Origin of the sequence: Amycolatopsis sp. NPDC049253, assembly GCF_040678995.1 — a bacterium.
GTDB lineage: Bacteria > Actinomycetota > Actinomycetes > Mycobacteriales > Pseudonocardiaceae > Amycolatopsis.
The window spans coordinates 289,511-305,981 of record NZ_JBFAQX010000002.1 but is presented as its reverse complement, the minus strand read 5'-3'; the positions used below and the strand labels follow the sequence as shown (position 1 = coordinate 305,981).

The 16,471-nt window shown below is 70.4% G+C and carries 16 protein-coding genes; 12 read left to right on the top strand and 4 right to left on the bottom strand.

Annotation, left to right across the window (positions count from 1 at the left end; all coding sequences use genetic code 11):
* Positions 1-63 precede the first annotated feature (63 nt).
* Entirely contained in the window at positions 64-1,425 is a 1,362-nt protein-coding gene (locus tag AB0K15_RS05690) for a PLP-dependent aminotransferase family protein (protein ID WP_364045958.1), read from the top strand.
* A gap of 4 nt (positions 1,426-1,429) precedes the next feature.
* Here AB0K15_RS05690 and AB0K15_RS05685 read toward each other — a convergent pair whose 3' ends face one another.
* Positions 1,430-1,717: a putative quinol monooxygenase gene (locus AB0K15_RS05685; protein ID WP_364045956.1), complete on the bottom strand. Its 288-nt coding sequence runs from the start codon at positions 1,715-1,717 to the stop codon at positions 1,430-1,432.
* A 125-nt stretch (positions 1,718-1,842) separates the two neighbouring features.
* Here AB0K15_RS05685 and AB0K15_RS05680 point away from each other — a divergent pair, with 125 nt between their 5' ends.
* A complete protein-coding gene (locus tag AB0K15_RS05680) occupies positions 1,843-2,592 on the top strand; it encodes a polysaccharide deacetylase family protein (protein ID WP_364045954.1) in 750 nt (249 codons plus the stop codon).
* Here AB0K15_RS05680 and AB0K15_RS05675 read toward each other — a convergent pair.
* Positions 2,552-3,238 carry a histidine kinase gene (locus AB0K15_RS05675; RefSeq protein WP_364045952.1) on the bottom strand — a complete coding sequence of 229 codons (687 nt, stop codon included), beginning with the start codon at positions 3,236-3,238 and terminating at the stop codon, positions 2,552-2,554. The two genes, AB0K15_RS05680 and AB0K15_RS05675, sit on opposite strands and share 41 nt — an antisense overlap.
* A 434-nt stretch (positions 3,239-3,672) precedes the next feature.
* Between AB0K15_RS05675 and AB0K15_RS05670 the strand changes: the two genes are divergently transcribed.
* Together AB0K15_RS05670 and AB0K15_RS05665 are read left to right on the top strand one after the other, a co-directional pair.
* Complete coding sequence (locus AB0K15_RS05670) at positions 3,673-4,269, top strand: response regulator transcription factor (protein ID WP_364045950.1); 597 nt, start codon at positions 3,673-3,675, stop codon at positions 4,267-4,269.
* A 64-nt stretch (positions 4,270-4,333) separates the two neighbouring features.
* Positions 4,334-5,329: an NAD-dependent epimerase/dehydratase family protein gene (locus AB0K15_RS05665; protein WP_364045948.1), complete on the top strand. Its 996-nt coding sequence runs from the start codon at positions 4,334-4,336 to the stop codon at positions 5,327-5,329.
* A 409-nt stretch (positions 5,330-5,738) separates the two neighbouring features.
* Here AB0K15_RS05665 and AB0K15_RS05660 read toward each other — a convergent pair whose 3' ends face one another.
* Positions 5,739-6,098 (bottom strand): hypothetical protein, encoded by a 360-nt coding sequence (locus tag AB0K15_RS05660; protein WP_364045946.1) that lies wholly within the window; start codon positions 6,096-6,098, stop codon positions 5,739-5,741.
* A gap of 386 nt (positions 6,099-6,484) precedes the next feature.
* Between AB0K15_RS05660 and AB0K15_RS05655 the strand changes: the two genes are divergently transcribed.
* Positions 6,485-6,817, top strand: a complete 333-nt coding sequence (locus AB0K15_RS05655; protein ID WP_364045944.1) for a hypothetical protein — start codon at positions 6,485-6,487, stop codon at positions 6,815-6,817.
* Positions 6,818-8,520: 1,703 nt separating this feature from the next.
* On the opposite strand, the gene AB0K15_RS05650 is transcribed toward AB0K15_RS05655, so the two are convergent.
* Entirely contained in the window at positions 8,521-9,129 is a 609-nt protein-coding gene (locus AB0K15_RS05650; protein ID WP_364045942.1) for an XRE family transcriptional regulator, read from the bottom strand.
* A gap of 258 nt (positions 9,130-9,387) precedes the next feature.
* Here AB0K15_RS05650 and AB0K15_RS05645 point away from each other — a divergent pair, with 258 nt between their 5' ends.
* From AB0K15_RS05645 to AB0K15_RS05615, 7 genes are all read left to right on the top strand, one after another.
* A complete protein-coding gene (locus tag AB0K15_RS05645) occupies positions 9,388-10,383 on the top strand; it encodes a 2-oxoglutarate and iron-dependent oxygenase domain-containing protein (RefSeq protein ID WP_364045940.1) in 996 nt (331 codons plus the stop codon).
* A gap of 52 nt (positions 10,384-10,435) precedes the next feature.
* A complete protein-coding gene (locus AB0K15_RS05640) occupies positions 10,436-11,437 on the top strand; it encodes a 2-oxoglutarate and iron-dependent oxygenase domain-containing protein (RefSeq protein ID WP_364045938.1) in 1,002 nt (333 codons plus the stop codon).
* Complete coding sequence (locus AB0K15_RS05635; protein WP_364045936.1) at positions 11,434-11,850, top strand: VOC family protein; 417 nt, start codon at positions 11,434-11,436, stop codon at positions 11,848-11,850. Before AB0K15_RS05640 ends, AB0K15_RS05635 begins: the two co-directional genes overlap by 4 nt.
* Entirely contained in the window at positions 11,847-12,602 is a 756-nt protein-coding gene (locus AB0K15_RS05630) for an SDR family oxidoreductase (protein ID WP_364045934.1), read from the top strand. Before AB0K15_RS05635 ends, AB0K15_RS05630 begins: the two co-directional genes overlap by 4 nt.
* Before the next feature lie 161 nt (positions 12,603-12,763).
* Positions 12,764-13,852 carry a sugar ABC transporter substrate-binding protein gene (locus AB0K15_RS05625; RefSeq protein WP_364045932.1) on the top strand — a complete coding sequence of 363 codons (1,089 nt, stop codon included), beginning with the start codon at positions 12,764-12,766 and terminating at the stop codon, positions 13,850-13,852.
* On the top strand, positions 13,849-15,450 hold the full coding sequence (locus AB0K15_RS05620; protein WP_364045930.1) for a sugar ABC transporter ATP-binding protein: 1,602 nt from the start codon (positions 13,849-13,851) through the stop codon (positions 15,448-15,450). The genes AB0K15_RS05625 and AB0K15_RS05620 overlap by 4 nt, the downstream gene beginning before the upstream one ends.
* Complete coding sequence (locus AB0K15_RS05615; RefSeq protein WP_364045928.1) at positions 15,447-16,466, top strand: ABC transporter permease; 1,020 nt, start codon at positions 15,447-15,449, stop codon at positions 16,464-16,466. Before AB0K15_RS05620 ends, AB0K15_RS05615 begins: the two co-directional genes overlap by 4 nt.
* Positions 16,467-16,471: the final 5 nt, after the last annotated feature.

Here is a 16,471-nt window from a genome sequence, read left to right as displayed (position 1 = left end):
TGCGGGCGGCCTAGCTTTCGATCTCGACAGATCGAATTCCCACCGAATGAGGGGAGCCGGTGCGTGGGCTCGGGTGAACTCGCGACGACCGCGCCGGTCGGGCTCGGCTGGCTCGCCGTGCGCATCGGCGAACGCACGGCGCGCGGCATCGCGGGCGCCGTGTCGGGCCTGATCCGTGACGGCGAGGTGCAGCCGGGGACGCGGCTGCCGACGGTGCGCGCGCTCGCGGCCGAGCTGTCGGTGAGTCCCACGACGATCGCGGAGGCGTGGGCGCAGCTGCGCGCGGCCGGGCTGATCGGCACCGGCCGCCGGCGCGGCACGACCGTGCTGGCGCCGCCCGCCGGGCTCCCGCCCGCGCGGATGTTCCCGGGCTGGCAGTCGGTGGACCTGGAGCACGGCTCACCCGACCCCGCGCTTCTGCCGCCGCTGGAGGACGCCGTGGCCGCCGGGGTGCGGTCGGAACGGCCCGCGGTGAAGGAACCGATCAGCTCCCGGCTGCGGGCCGCGGTGAAGCCGGCGTGGCCGTTCGCGGCGGAGGCCTGGACGGTCGCCGCCGGTGGGCAGGAAGGCGTGGCGCTCGCGTGCCGGGCGGTGGCGCGGCCCGGCGACGTGGTCGCGGTCGAGGAACCGACGGCGCCGTGGTTGCTGCGGCACCTGCGCGCGGCGCGCATCCACGTGGTTCCGGTGCGCTGCGACGAATCCGGCCCGCGCGCCGACGCGCTGGAAGCGGCGCTGGCGCACCGGCCCGTCGCTTTCGTCTACCAGCCACGAGCCCAGAACCCGCTGGGCCACACCGTGTCCGCCGCGCGCGTCGCCGAGCTCGCCGCCGTGCTTGCGCGCACCGACACGGCCGTGATCGAGGCCGACGACTTCGGCCCGCTCGCCGCCTCGGCGGGGGCGAGCCTGGGCACGCACCTGCCCGGGCAGGTGCTGCTGGTGCGGTCGTACTGCACGGCGTTCGGCACCGAGCTGCGCAGCTGCGTGCTCGGTGGCTCGGCCGCGCTGGTGGAACGGGTGCGCGCGCAGCGGGCGTTCGGCACCGCGTGGTCCAGCCGCGTGCTGCAGGACGCGCAGGCGTTCCTGCTCACCGACACCGCCACGGACGCGCTGGTCCACCGCGCGCGCTGGCGCTACGCGGGACGACGGACGGTGCTCGCGGAGGCCTTGCGCGAGCACGGCCTCGACGCGGCCGCGGGCGACGGGCTCACCCTGTGGGTGCCGGTGCCGGAGGAGACCCGCACGTTGGTCACGCTGGCCGCGCACGGCGTCTCCGTCGGCGCCGGCAGCCGCTGTTTCACCGGCCGTTCCGGCGCGCCGCACATCCGCGTCGCCGTGGGCCAGCTCCCCGACGACCCGGCCCCGGTCGCCGACCTGGCCGGCATGATCGCGCGGGCGGCCGGTGTCCGGTCCCGCCGCAGCGCCTGAGCCGTCAGACGGCCTCGAAGTGCTCCACCCGCGGCGGCGCGGCGAGGTAGGGCCCGAGCGACGCGCCGTATGCGGCGTAGCGGTCGGTGCCCCGGAAGTGCTCCAGGTGGTGCTGCTTCGACTCCCACTCGACGACGCCGACGAAACGGTCCGGGCTCTCTTCGCTGCGCATCATCCGCGCACTGCGGCAGCCGGGCGTGGTCGCGAGCAGCTCGTGGGCTTTCGCGTACGCGGCGGCGAATTCGTCCCCGGCGCCCGGTTTCACGTCGACGATCGCGATTTCGGTGATCACCCCTGTCGTTCTACTCCGGACTCGGGATCACCGGCACTGCCGGTACCGCCGGCTCGCTGATCGGCCGGAGGGACTAGTACCTCCGGCGCTTCCGGCGGGCGGGCCGGATGGGCAGGGTGGCGCGCATGATCCGTCCCCACCTGTCCCGGCGGGCCCGCCGCTGGACGATCTCGCTCGCCGTCCTGCTCGTGCTGGTGCTCGCCGGCGGGTACGCGCTGTTGCGGGTGGCCGACGTGCGCACATTCCAGTTCTTCGGCGGCCTCACCGACCGGGTCGACACCTCGCAGAAGGTCGTGGCGCTGACCTTCGACGACGGACCCGATCCGGCCGGTGTGGCGCCCGTGCTCGCCACGCTGGCCTCGCGCGGGGTGAAGGCCACGTTCTTCCTCATCGGCCGAGAGCTCCAGGCACACCCCGAGCTGGGCCGCGAGCTCGCTGCCGCCGGGCACGAACTGGGCAACCACACCTATTCGCACGAGCGGATGGTGCTGGTGACGCCCGGCTACGTCGCCTCGGAGATCGAACGCACCGACGCGCTCATCCGCCGGACCGGCTACCGGGGCGAGATCACCGTGCGCCCGCCCAACGGCAAGAAGCTGCTCGCGCTCCCGTACTACCTGAGCCGGCACGGCCGGCAGACGACCATGTGGGACGTCGAGCCGAACTCCTACCCCGATGTCGACGCTTCGGCCACCGCGACCGCGGAGTACGTGGTGAGCCACGTGCGCCCGGGCTCGATCGTGGTGCTGCACGCGATGTACCCGGCCCGCGAGGCGACGCGGCAAGCGCTCGGCCCGGCGATCGACGGGCTGCGGGCCCAGGGCTACCGGTTCGTCACGGTGTCGCAGCTGCTGGCGTTGCGGGGCAAGGGATGACGGCCACCACGGACCAGCCGCCGGCCACGGGGCCGGCCGTGAGCGAGCCGCCGTGCTCGGCCAGCTGCGCGCGCAGGCTGGTGAGGCCCCAGCCCGCGCCGGTGGTGGTCGCCGCCGGCGCGGTCCGGACCTCCGACGCGACGGCGATCCGGACTTGCCCGCCGGTCACGGCGACGTCGACGCCCAGACGCGTGCCCGGGCCGTGGTGGCGCAGGGCGTTGGTGGCGGCTTCGGCGATCACGCGTCCGGCGAGCGGGCGGACGGGGCCGGGGAAGGCCGCGGCGTCCGGCACCGCGTCGAGGACCAGACCGGCCGAGCGCAGCTGGTCGAGCACTTCGGTCAGCGCGGGTTCGGCGGCGGGCTCCTCCTCGTCGTGGAGTTCGCGCAGCGTCGCGCGGACCTGGCCGAGCGCGTCGCGGCCGGCCGACAGCATCGCGTCGACGCGCCGGCGGTCGGCGTCGGTCAGGTCGCCGGCCGCGCGCAGGGCCTCGGCCTGTACGAGCATCACGGTGGTGGTGCGCGCGAGCGTGTCGTGCAGCCGGCGCGCGGTGCGGTCGCGGCGTTCGGCGGCGAGGCGTTCCAGCCGGTGGCGGGTGCGTTGTGCGGCGAACTCCGCGCGCTCGGCGACGTGGCGTTGGCGTTCCACGCCGAGGAGCCACGCGACCACGCAGATGGCGGCGGTGAGCAGCGCCGTCCACGAATCCCTTGGCGGGCACCATCGCCGCGCCGACCGCCGCCGTCGTGGCGCCGCACAGCCAGAACCGCACGAGCGGGCGCGGCGACATCGGCGCGGTGTAGAGGGCGAGCAGGACCGGGAGGTAGTCGAGGTTGCGTGGGGCGGTGGTGAGGAGGTGGGCGACGGTCGCGGCGGCGACCACGGCGAGCACCCAGCCGGGGAACCGCCGGCGAAGCGGCAGCGGCAGCAGCTGTGCCACGACGAGCAGCAGACCGGCCCCGCCGTGCCCCGGCTGCCACGTGCCGCCCAGCGCGAGCAGGAGGGCGACCAGCAGCGTGGTCGCCAGGTCGGCGAGGAGCCGTCGATCGGCGAGTCGGCGCACGGGCCGAGGGTAGACTGCGCCGGTGATCGGGATCCGCGTCGTCGACGACCACGCGCTGGTCCGCGAAGGTCTCGCCCTCATCCTCGCCGCGCAGCCGGACCTCACCGTGACCGGTGTGCACGCCGACGGCGCCGAGCTGCTCGCCGTGCCGGGCGACCTGGGCGACGTGGTGCTGCTCGACCTGAACCTGCCGGCCCTCGACGGCCTCGAGGTGCTGCGGCGGCTGCGGGCGCGCTCGCCCCGTCCGCGCGTGGTGATGCTGACGACGATCGGGCGGGCGCGCGACATCCGGCGGGCACTGGCCGAGGGCGCGGACGGGTTCGTGCTCAAGGACTCCACGGGCGAAGAGCTGGCCGCGGCCGTCCGCGCGGCTCATGCGGGCGTGACCGCAGTCAGCCCGGCCGTCGCCGCGGAGCTCGGGTCCCCGGCCGAGCCGTTCACCCCGCGCGAACGCGACGTGCTGGCGTTGCTCGGCCGCGGACTGTCCAATCGGGACATCGCCGCCGAGCTCGGCCTGGCGGAACGCACGGTCAAGGTCCACGTGGGCAACCTGCTCGCCAAGCTGCAGGTGGGCAGCCGCACGCAGGCGGCGCTGGCGGCGGAGCGGGTGCTGGGCTGAGGGGTGCGTTCGCCCTCCGCGAGACCGGTGGTGGCGCCGGGGCGGGCGCGCCAGGGTGAGGGGCATGAGACTTCTCGTGCTGGGTGGGACGGTGTTCGTCGGACGGGCCGTCGCGGAGGAGGCGCTGCGGCGGGGCCACGAGGTCGTGTGCGCGGCGCGCGGCGAGTCGGGGGCGGTGCCCGACGGTGCGCGCCTGATCAAGGTGGACCGGGACGATCCGGACGGAGTGGCTTCGCTGCCCGAGTTCGACGCCGTGGTGGACGTGGCGCCGATGTCGTTCCCGTGGGTGGAGCGGGCGCTGGCGGCGCTCGCGGACCGCGTGGCGCACTGGACGTTCGTGTCGACGATCAACGTCTACGCCGACGAGGCGACGTCCGGCCAGACCCCGGCGACCGGCCCGCTCGTGGACCCGCTGCCGCGCCACGCGACCCGCGACGACCTGGCCGCGGAAGGCGGTACCGGGCTGTACGGGGGTATCAAGGTCGCCAGTGAGAACGCCGTGCGCGCCGCGCTCGGGGAGCGCGCCTTCGTCGTGCGGCCCGGCCTGATCACCGGCCCCGGCGACGGCAGCGACCGCTTCGGCTACTGGCCCGGCCGCTTCGCCCGCGGCGGCCGCGTGCTCGTGCCCGCCTCCGACCGGCTCGCGCAGTACATCGACGTCCGCGACCTCGCGGCCTGGATCGTCACCGCGTTCGAGACGGGGCTGGGCGGCACGTTCGACGGGATCGGCCCGGCGGTCGGGCTGGGCAAGCTGCTCGCGGACATCGCCGCGGCCGTCGGCACGGACGTCGAGGTCGTGCCCGCCACGGACACCCAGCTGGAGGCCGCCGGCGTCGCCCCGTGGTCCGGTCCACGCTCCCTGCCGCTCTGGCTCCCGCCCGCCTACGCCGGCGTCACCTCCCACGACCCGGCCCCGTCACTCGCGGCAGGCCTGGACGTACGCCCCCTCGCCGACGCCGTCGCGGGCGCCCTGGCGCGCGAACACGAACTGGGCCCGCACCGCGACCGCCGCTCGGGCCTGTCGGCGGCCGAGGAGGCGGAGGTGCTGGCGGGGCTGTGATCCCGGTGTGGGCCGGGAGAGGAGTGGCTGCCGGGGCAGCCGCTTCGCCGCCGGGCCCGCCCCCGCGCGGCGTCGAGCCGCGGCGAAATCTTGCCCCGCAACCCCGCGGCGGCCACCTTGGCCGGCGCGGGGTTGCCGACTGGCGCACCCTGCGCCGACGCGCCCGACGCACCGCCGCGCCGGGCCGCGGCAAGCGACTTCGCGGGCGGAAGGTCGCACGGCACATGGGCGGCACCGCCTGTTGTCAGGCGCTGTGGTGCCGGGTCAGCTGGCGGCGAGCCAATTCGCCGTGCCGGGGCAGCTGGGGGTCCTGCATTCGTGCGCGGCGCCGGGGAGGGTGGCTGCTGGTCGGAGCTGGGTCGGTTCGCGGGCGGCGGCTGTGCTGCCGGGCCTGCGTTGTGGTGTCGGGTCAGCTGGCGGCGAGCCATTTCGCCGTGCCGGGGCGGCCGGGGATCCAGCAGCCGCCCGCGGTGCCGGGGGTGGTGTCGTCCGGGAGGGCGAGGAGGTCGGCCAGCACGCGGGTGGCGGGGCCGGCCGCGCGCCACAGCCAGGTGGTCGGCGTGAAAACGTTTTCTTCGTCCGCCGGCATGCGGGTGGCGGTGGCGTCGTCCTCGGCGTCGAGGCGGAAGACGTCCACGATGTCGCCGTGGACGCGGACGCCGACGACCGCGAGGACTTCGCCGGTGGCGTCGCTGGGGTGCACGAACTGGTAGCCGCGGGCGATGAGGGCGCGCAAGCCGGACTCGACGTCGCAGGGTGGGTGGTCCATCGTCCCCGCCTTCCGTTGCCAGCTCGGGAATCCGCACGTGCATCCGCGCGCTGGCGCGGACGTTAGCACGACCTCCCCGGACGTAGGACAGACACACTTCTCTTTTCGGTCCCGCCTCCGCGCTTCTGTAGAAGATGGGTCCGCGCACGAAAAGGGTCGTTCGTACCACGGCTTCGTGGTCGACCGGGCAATGGCGACACGGGCGTGACGAATCTCCCTCACCATGTCAAGTGACGTTCACGAGGCGGACGCCACCACGGCCGGGTGGTGATCCTGTTGGCCACGTGGCAACCGGCGCTAGCATCGGCTACTCCGCGAAGCACGGGGGACGGACCGCCGAGCCGAGCGGTCACGGTGCCGGTGTCCGCGCACCTCTGGGGTCGGTGATGGAACTGTTCGCGACGGTGGCCGCCGGTCTGCCGCTGGCAGGCGGGCCACTCGCGGCTGCGCTGCTCGTGCTGCGCCGCCGCCCTGCCGTGCGCACCGCCGCCGCGCTCCGCACGCAGGCCCGGCTCGCCGAGGAGCTGCGCGCCGTCGCCGAGGTCCTGCCGCGCGTGCGGCCCGCGCCCGTGGCACCGCGCACCCCGCCGAAACGAGCCGAACCCGCACTTCTGGCCGGCTCGTGCCCGCCGTGCCTCGCAGCCGCCGTGCCCCAGCCCCGGCGCCCACCTGCCCCGGCCGAGCACCCGGCGGAGTCCTGCGCCGCCTGCACCCACTGACCGGCGCTTCGAACCAAGCCGGCACCTCCAGCGACCACCGCACCGCTCACCGGTGCATCCACCACAGTGCTCCAACCCAGCTCGACAGTGCTCCGCCTTCGCCGCCGCCCGCCTCCGCGCCCTGCCGCCCCACACCTCGCCCCCAATGCGCCATTGGCTGCGTTCAACGCACCGAACGCCGCATTGGGTGCGTTGAATGCACCGAACGCCACATTGGGTGAGTCGAGCGCATCGAACGCCACATTGGGGTGCTTTGGCCCCACCCAACTGCCGGTCGCCGAACCCAGCTCGCCGCTCACGCAAGTCACGCGCCGCACCTGCCAACTGCCGGCCGCCGAACCAGCTCGCCATTCACCCAAGCCACGCGCCTCACCTCCAACCCTCGGCCGACAACGCAACCAAGCCCAGCACCCAGCCCCACCCGGGCACCCCGATCCGAAGCCTCCCTGCGGCCGCCGACTCTGTGTCAAGGCGCGCTTCGCGGTCATTGTTTTGTTGACCTACTCTCGGCTACCTGGTCAACACGGACGAGGTTAGCGCTGGTAGGCGCGGTCGGCGGAGTGCTTGGCCGGGAACTGCCGGACGGTCTGTCCGCTTGGCGGCGCGGGGTGCGGCGTCCGGGGTGGGAAACCGTGCTCGCCAGGGTCGAGTCAGGGGCGTCCGACGGCTGCGTGGTGTGGCGCACCGACTGGTTGTTCCGCCAGCCGCGTGACCTCGAAGCGCTGATCGACCGCGCCGAGCACGATCATGTAGACCGCCTCGCTGGGGGACGCAGCACACCGAACCTGACCAAGTCGGCGAGACGCCACGGCAGTGGCCGCACGAACCACCGAAGGCGTTCGGCGGTTCCATGAGTGTCGCGTCGGGCAGGTAGATGTTCTTGGGGGTGCTCAGCGAGTGTCGGCGATCCCGTACAAGCGTGCGTGCGGCACAGCGGTAATGGATCCGGCAGTCTTGTGGCGTCCCTTCCATCTTGCGCTGACAGTGCCTGCACCGGACCCACCCCCGAAACGCGTACATCCACTTTGTCGCCATCGGACGTTCGAGCTTGCGGGGCGCGCTTCGAGCCCGCCGGCGGCACAAGAGCGACGAGAAAGCTGAGCCGCAGTGGAGTCCTCACCAGAACGATCACCGGGTGCGCGGGATTGCGAGAGCGCACCACCCCTATCCGGGTTGCCCGCCGAAACCTCGTCACGTGCCCAGCTGCGACATCGTCGGGAGCCAGAAGCATCTCCTGCCGCGCCCACCGCCCGAAAATCGCTTATCCGGTATACCGAGCTCCATGATCGATCGAACCGTACTGCGTTGCGAGGCGGTGCCCGTTCTACTCGGGACGCCGTGCAGAAGGGCAAGGAATTCCGTCACAGTTGAGTCTGTCGGCGATTGCGCGGTCGCCTTTCCGTTCAAGTGCTCGGCGAAGATCCGGCGAATGACAGCTGCCGTTTCCTCCTCGACCGCACGAATGCGAAGGCGAGAGTCTTGCGCGGGTTGGATGCGGCCCGGCGTCGACCACGACGTAGTCGTATGGCGCGGCCACCTTGTTGGCGTCCCTCGTTGACCACCTGCGCGTCCATCGTCGCACGTACTCGGGCCTGCACGTGCTGTTGTTCGGACGCGCGCCCCAGACCTGGGTCCGACAGGGGACGGTTCGAGTTCGCGACCTGTCCACGAGCGATGAAAGCCGCCGTCTGGATGGATCGGGGCTATCTGGGCGGCCGGCTGCGTTCTGGCTGGTCTGGCCCGAGAGTCGCCGTCGCTTCAAGGCTTTCTTGAATGAGAAGCACACGAAGCGAGCCCTTGTTGAGCTGCCGCCATCGGTGCTTGACGTGGCCGCCGTAGAACAGGCTCTCGCCGGCACCCAGCTTGAAGATGCCGTGGCCCTCGACCTCCATCTCGCACCGCCCCGTGGCGACGTAGATCATCTCGCGGGCGGCATGTGTGTAGTACTCCTCGAACTCGCTGGGCCCTGAGCGGTACTCGACTGGCAGGAAGGGCCAGGCTCCGCGGACGAGGAAGCGAGCCATGCCGGTGCTGTGCTCGACCTCCAGAGCTGAGCGTCGTTGGACTCCGCCGAAGTCTTCCGCGCTGCTCAACGCGACCAGGGCGTGGGCCGTGGTGTCGAGCACGTCCGCGATCAGCGTCAGCGTGCGCATGCTCGGGCGCGACAGGCCCCGCTCGATCTTGCTCAGAAACGGATGCGAGAGCCCGGTGGCTCCCTCGACATCCTTCAGGGTCAGCCCGAGCGACTGCCGACGCTCCCGGATCCCTGCGCCCAGGGCGCCGAGCATCCGGTCACTGCGTCCCTGATCCATCTGCTCCTGCTCTCCTTCATGCGAACCCGTCGTCCCGATCATATCGGCGGACGCTCACCGGTTCGTCGTCGACCATGCAACCAATGTTCCCCACGGGAACAGTTCACCAACGCGAAACACGAACATGCGAAGCCGGTAATAACCGCTCGCCACTGTTCCTCACAGGAACATTCCGCCCCGGGTCAGGATCCCCGCGACAGCGTGCGCTGCGCACAACTCCGCCGGCCCCCCAGCTCACCCAGGCAGGAGCCTCCCGACATGAAGCTGCTTGACGTTCCCGTCATCGACATGCACCCGTTCCTCACCGGCGATGCCAAGGCGCGCGCAAAGGTTGCCCGGGAGGTCGACCGCGCGTGCCGCGACATCGGCTTCCTCGTGATCAACGGACACGGCGTCGACCCTGCGCTCATCGAGCGCACCAGGGCGATCTCACGCCAGTTCTTCGACCTCCCGGCTGAGAAGAAGCTGAGCGTGGCCAAGCCGCAGCCCGGCGTCCTGCGCGGCTACCTGGGCGTGGCGGGTGAGTCCATCGGCCGCTCTCGCGACCTCAACGCCAAAGCCGGCGACTTGAACGAAAGCATGCAGATCGGGCCGATCGACTCCCCACCTGACGACTACGCGTTCGCGCCGGCGGCGGGCAAGCACTTCGCCCCCAACCTCTGGCCTGATGAGCCGGTGGAGTTCCAGAAGATCTGGACCGAGTACTACGGGGCGATGTCGGAGCTGGCGGACGAGCTGATGCGAGCCTTCGCGCTGGCCCTGGGCGAGGACGAGTCGTACTTTGAGGACAAGCTCGACCGCCACATCAGCAGGCTCCGGGTCCGCAACTACCCCGCGACCGACAAGCCGGCAGAGCCCGGCCAGATCCGGGCCGGCGCCCACACCGACTGGGGCAGCCTGACCATCCTGGCCACCGAGGACGCCCCCGGCGGGCTTCAGGTCCGCAACGCCGAAGGGGAGTGGCGCGATGTCCCCATTCTCCCGGGCTGCTTCATCGTCAACATCGGCGACCTCATGGCCCGTTGGACCAACGACGAGTGGGTCTCCACCCTCCACCGCGTCGTCAACCCCCCGGCTGAGCAGGCCTCGACGAGCCGGCGGCAGTCGCTGATCTTCTTCCACAACCCCAACTACGACGCAGTGATCGAGTGCATCCCCAGCTGCCTGCCCGAGGGCGCGACGCCCAAGTACCCGACCACCACGTCCGGGGAACATCTCCTGGAGATGTTCGTTCGCTCCCAGAACGACCGCTGAGTACCAGATATCCGAGCCACGTATCCAGCCAGCCAGAAAGTGAGTGAGCACAATGACGCTTCTTGACGTTCCCCTGATCGATCTCAGCGGATTCCGCGATGGAGACGAGGCCACCCGCCGGCGCATCGCCGACGAGGTCGGGCGGGCCTGCCGGGACATCGGTTTCCTGGTCATCACGGGGCACGGCGTGGCCCCGGAGAAGATCAAAACCGCCTACGAGACGAGCCTGGAGTTCTTCTCCCAGGACGTGTCCGCCAAGGCCGTGGCCGGCCGGCCCGACCCCTCGCACATCCGTGGCTACATCGGGCGCGGCGTGGAGTCGCTGGCGCAGCTCGACAACATGGCCGCTCCGCCGGACATCAAGGAGCTCTTCGACGTCGGGCCGTCCGATGTGCCTGCCGACGCTTACCACGAGGCCGGTGGTGCGACGTTCGCTCCGAACGTGTGGCCGGAGACGCCGGGCGCGATGAAGCCGGTCCTGACCGACATGTTCGACACCATGACGGGTACCGCTCAGATGCTCAGCCAGGTCTTCGCGATGGCGCTCGACCTCGAGCCCGACTACTTCCTCCCGAAGATCGACAAGCACACCAGCATCATGCGCGTCAACTACTACCCCGCTCAGGAGGAGCCGCCGCTGCCGGGACAGATGCGGGTGGGCCAGCACACCGACTACACCGCGTTCACGGTCCTGTGGCAGGAAGCGGTCGACTCCGGAGGCCTGCAGGTGCTCAACAAAGCCGGTGAGTGGGTCGATGTTCCGGTCATCCCGGACTCCTTGGTGGTCAACATCGGCGATTCCCTTGCGCGGTGGACCAACGACACCTGGGTCTCCACCATGCACCGCGTCGTCAACCCCGAGCACACCGTTGTTCCCACCAACACGCGCATCTCGATCGTCATGTTCTTCCAGCCCAACTACGACGCGGTCATCGAGTGCATCCCCACCTGCCAGGGCCCGGACCGGCCGGCGAAGTACGCCCCGATCAAGAACGGTGAGTACCTCGCCGCCAAGTTCGCTCAGCAGCAGATCGACGAGGAGGAGATCGCGTGACCACCGCCACGACCGCCGGCGTCCTGAACTGGGTCAACGTCTTCGCCAAGAACCTTGAGGACCTGCCCAGGTTCTATGCCGAACTGTTCGGCCTGAGTGAGGTCGAACAGATGCGCAACGAGGTCTTCCGCGGCTTCTCCACAGGCGCGAGCGGCCTGGGGTTCCTCGCCCCGGAGGTGTACGACCTGCTTCACTTGGAGCACCCGCACGATACCCAGGGCGCCGGCTTCCTGCTCAACTTCGAGACCGGCTCTCACGACGAGGTCCACACGCTGATCGACTCCGCCGTCGCCGCGGGTGCCACCCTGGTCAAGGAGCCCTACGAGACCTCCTACGGCTGGTACCAGGCCGTGCTGACCGATCCGGAGGGCAACGTGTTCCGGATCAACCACATCATCGGGAGCGTGGCGTGACCGGTCGCATGACCGGTGCGGTCGCCATCGTCACCGGGACCGCGCACCCCGACGGCATCGGCGCGGCCACGGCCCGCCGGCTCGCAGAGGAGGGCGCCAAGGTGCTGATGACCGACCTGCTCGGTGAGGTCGGAAAGCAGACGGCCGCCGAACTCACCGGCTGCGGCCTCGAAGTCAGCTTCGTGGTCCACGACGTCACCGCCGAGGCCGCGTGGCAGGAGACTCTCCAGGCCTGCCGGTCGACCTACGGCGAGCCGACCGTGCTCTTCAACAACGCGGGCGTCTTCAACGGCACGCCGATCACGGAGGAGGACATGCCGGGCTGGAGCCGCACCATCGCCGCGAACCTGACGAGTGTGTTCCTCGGAATGCGTGCCGTCATCCCGGCGATGATCGCCAACGGCGGTGGCTCGATCGTCAACACTTCCTCGATCTGGGGGCTCGTCGGTGCCGAGGGTGGCGCGGCCTACCACGCCAGCAAGGGCGGCGTCACGATGTTGACCAAGCACGCCGCAATGGCACACGTACGCGACGCCATCCGCGTCAACTCGGTCCACCCCGGCGGAATCGACACCGTGATCATGGAACAGTCCGGAAAGGACAACGCCGACCAGGTGGCAGCCCGTACGCCGATGGGCCGGCTGGGCAAGCCCGAAGAGATCGCCGAGGCGGTCCTCTTCCTGTCATCGCCGGGCGCCTCCTACGTCACAGGCACCGCGTTCGCCGTCGATGGCGGATACACCGCCCTGTGAGCCACCGATAGGGGCTTGCGCCGACGGCGCCGATGATCGGCGCACGCCCGACACACCTCCCCGAACACAAAGGTGCGGCTCAACAAGCGCCGGCGCGCACCTCTGAGCGCCATCCGCACCGTCGTGGCGCGACTCCTCAGCGAGCGAAAGGTCTCTCAGCCATGCCGACAATCACCCCACCGAAAAGTCGACCGGTGACTCGAGCTCGTTCCCGCCTGATCGCTGCGGCGATCATCGGATCGCTCGCCGCGGTAAGCCTCGCGGCCTGCGGGTCGTCGAGCTCTGCGGGCTCTTCGGACTCTGGTGCGAGCGGTGGCTCCTCGATTGGTGCCGTGGCCTTCTTCACCGATGGCCTCGGAAACTCCTACCTCCAGTCGGCGACGAACGCGGCCAAGGCACTGGCTGCGAAGGACGGCGTGAAGATGGACGTCTTCAGCGCCGACTTCGACTCGGGCAAACAACTGACTCAGATCCAGGACGCCGTCTCAAGCGGCAAGTACAAGGCCTTGGTCGTCGAGGCCATCGACGGACAGTCGGTGTGCAGAGCGCTGACCGACGCCGCCCAGCATCTGATCGTCTCCATCTACAACACGCCGATCTGCGGCCACGTGCAGGATCTGTACTCGCCCGGCACCATCGGATTCTTCGGCCGCCTGGAGTCCGAGACTGGCCGGCTCTTCGCCGGCTACATGCACAAGGCGCTCCCGAACGGCGGCAAGGTCGCCTATCTCCCGGGGCCAGCCAGCAGCTCGATCGTCCAGCTGACCACCCAGAACTTCCTCGACGAGCTCAAGAAGTATCCCAGCCTCGACCTGGTCGCCACCGTCCCGGGCAATTGGGACGGGGCCACCGGCCTCGCGGCCACCCAGGACATCATGCAGGCCCACCCCGACGTCAACGGGATCGTCTTCGGCGACGACAACACCGCCACACCCTCGATGAAGTGGCTCGTCGACACCGGAAAGCTGGGGAACATCAAGGTCGTCTCGCTCGCCGGAGCCGCCAACGTGGTCGACATGGTGAAGGCGGGACAGGTCTACGCCGACGTCGCCGGCCTGCCCGTGGAGGAAGCCACCCGGGCACTGCAAGCCGCCATCCAGACCATGCAAGGCGAGAAGATCACCGTCCCCGGCTTCGACCCCACGACGAAGGTCTACAACGTCCTCAAGGACCCGATGTTCCACGGTGGAGACCCGGTCATCACCAAGGCCAACGCCGCCGGCTTCACGTCGACCTGGAGCGTGGGATGAGCATCGCCCGTCCCGATCTGGGTGCTGTCCCGGGCGTGGAGCACGTCCGGGACGGGAGCGCACGCGCTCCGGGGCCCGAGGTGCTGGCTGCGGTGGGCCTGCACAAGGCCTACCCGGGAATCAAGGCTGTCGACGGCGTGACACTCACACTGCGCGCCGGGACGGTGCACGGTCTTGTCGGCGCCAACGGTGCGGGGAAGTCGACGCTGCTCAAGATGCTCACCGGCGTGGTCAAACCCGACGCCGGCTCGCTCATCCTCGACGAACACCAGGTGCACCTGCACGGTCCTCACCATGCCAGGAAGCTCGGCATCGCCGCTGTGCACCAAGAGCCCAGCCTCGTCCCCGGTCTGGACCCGGTGGCCAACGTCTTCCTGGGCCAGCAGATGCACGTCCTGGGCATCCGCAGACGGCGCAGGATGGTGTCGGCCTTCACCCAGGTGTGCACCGAGCTGGGGCTGGACGTGCCCACCACCGGCGCCAGCTTGGGCATGCCGGTCGCCGTGCAGCAGCAGATCGAGATCATTCGCGCGCTCCGGCACGAGTCCCGTGTGCTGGTCCTCGACGAGCCCACCGCCGCGCTCGGCGCCGAGGAGCGCCTCAAGCTCCACGCCATCATCAGGCTGCTTCGTTCCCGGGGCACCGCGGTGCTGCTCATCAGCCACCACCTCGAGGAGGTGCTCGAGCTCGGCGACGAGATCACCGTCCTGCGGGCCGGCGCGGTCGTGGCCCACGGCGAGGCATCGACCTTCACCATGGGCTCGTTGACCACAGCCATGGTGGGTCGCTCAGTCAGCGCGGTGACTCGCAACCGCCCGCGCCTCCCGGACAGGGACAAAGCCGCTCCCGCGTTGGAGTTGTGCAACATCGTGACACCCGGGCGGCTGCGCATCGACCACCTCTGCATCCGCCCCGGCGAGGTCGTGGGCCTGGTCGGGCTGGTGGGATCCGGACGCACCCGTCTGCTGCGAACCATCGCAGGACTGGAGCCTGTCCTCGGCGGGGAGATGCTCGTGGACGGGCGTGGCACGGCCTGGCCCAGCACTCCACGCCAGGCGCTCACCCGAGGAATCGCTCTCGCACCCGAAGACCGGCGCACCCAAGGCCTGATCCTACGTCAACTGTCCTGGACCAACATGACTGTCAGCACCATCGCACGGCCCGCACGGTGCGGCCTCATCAGGCGCAAGCCCGCCTTCGATGCGGCGGCCGACCGCGGTGCCGCGGTCAGCCTCCCCGCTCACCGTCTGAAAGCAGCGGCCGGCACCCTGTCCGGCGGGAACCAGCAGAAGGTCGTTCTCGCCAAGCTTCTCCACGCCCGCCCACGTGTCCTGCTCGTCGATGAGCCCATGCGGGGCATCGACGTCGGCGCCAAAGATGAGATCTTCCGTGTCGTCGAAGGCGCCGTCGCGGAGGGCACGGCGGTCCTGATCGCTTCGGAGGAGACCGATGACCTCCTCGGTTTCTGCGACCGCGTCCTGGTCATGCGACACGGCCGGATTGTCGCGACCGCCGCCGGAGCCCAGGGCCGCGACCAGGTGTACGCAGCCATGCTGCTCGAACCCACCCCCATCGCCGTAAAGGAGGGAGCCTCGTGAACTACCTGAACACCATCCGCTTGGCCGGCCGCCGCTATGGCATCGTCCTCGCCCTCGTTGTGATGGTCGTGATCGCCGGCGGGCAAAGCAGCTTCCTGACCGCCGGCAATCTGGTCAACATCAGCGACCAATGGACGCCCTTAGCCGTCATGGCGCTCGGCATGACTTTCTGCCTCATCAGCGGCGGCTTCGACCTCTCGGTCGGCGCCACCTACGCGCTCGCAGCGACGGTCAGCTCCGCGCTCGCCCTCCACAACCCGCCACTCCTCGCCATCATCATCACCCTCGCGATCGCCGGGGTCGTCGGGCTGGCCAACGGCCTCATGGTCACCAAGCTCGCCATCAACCCCCTGATCGCCACCCTCGGCAGCTCACAGATCGTCGGCGGCGCAGCCTTGCTCTACTCCGGCGGAGCGACGTACTCCGTCCACGCCGGGCTCATCGCCGACCTCGGCTCCGGCCGCATCGGCGGCTTGTTCCCCGTCAGCGCCCTCGTCCTGGCCGGCTTCACCCTCGTGGCAACGATCGTTCTCACCTTCAGCACCTACGGCCAAGACCTCTACGCCGCCGGAGGCAACAACACCGCCAGCTACATCTCCGGGATCCGGACCGACCTCACCCGCACGCTGACCTACGTCATCACCGGCCTGACCGCAGGAGTAGCCGGCATTCTCTACGTCGGCCGGGTCGGCTCAGGACAGGCCAACATCGGCTCCGGCATCGAGCTGCAGGTCATCGCCGCCGCACTGATCGGCGGCGTCTCCCTCATCGGCGGACAGGGCCGAGTCTGGCAAGCCCTCACCGGCGTGGCGATCCTGGCCGTGCTCCAGAACTTCTTCAACCAGGCAAGCATCAACGCCTACTGGCAATCCATCGTCCAGGGCTGCGTCATCGTCGCTGCGGTCGGCTTCGACGCTTTCAGCCGCGGCGAGTCCCTCACCGGTCTGAGGCACCGATTCGCCCGCATCCGCTACAGCCACCGCGCGGAGTCGCTTCCCGCCGCCGAGACATCCTGAGAGCC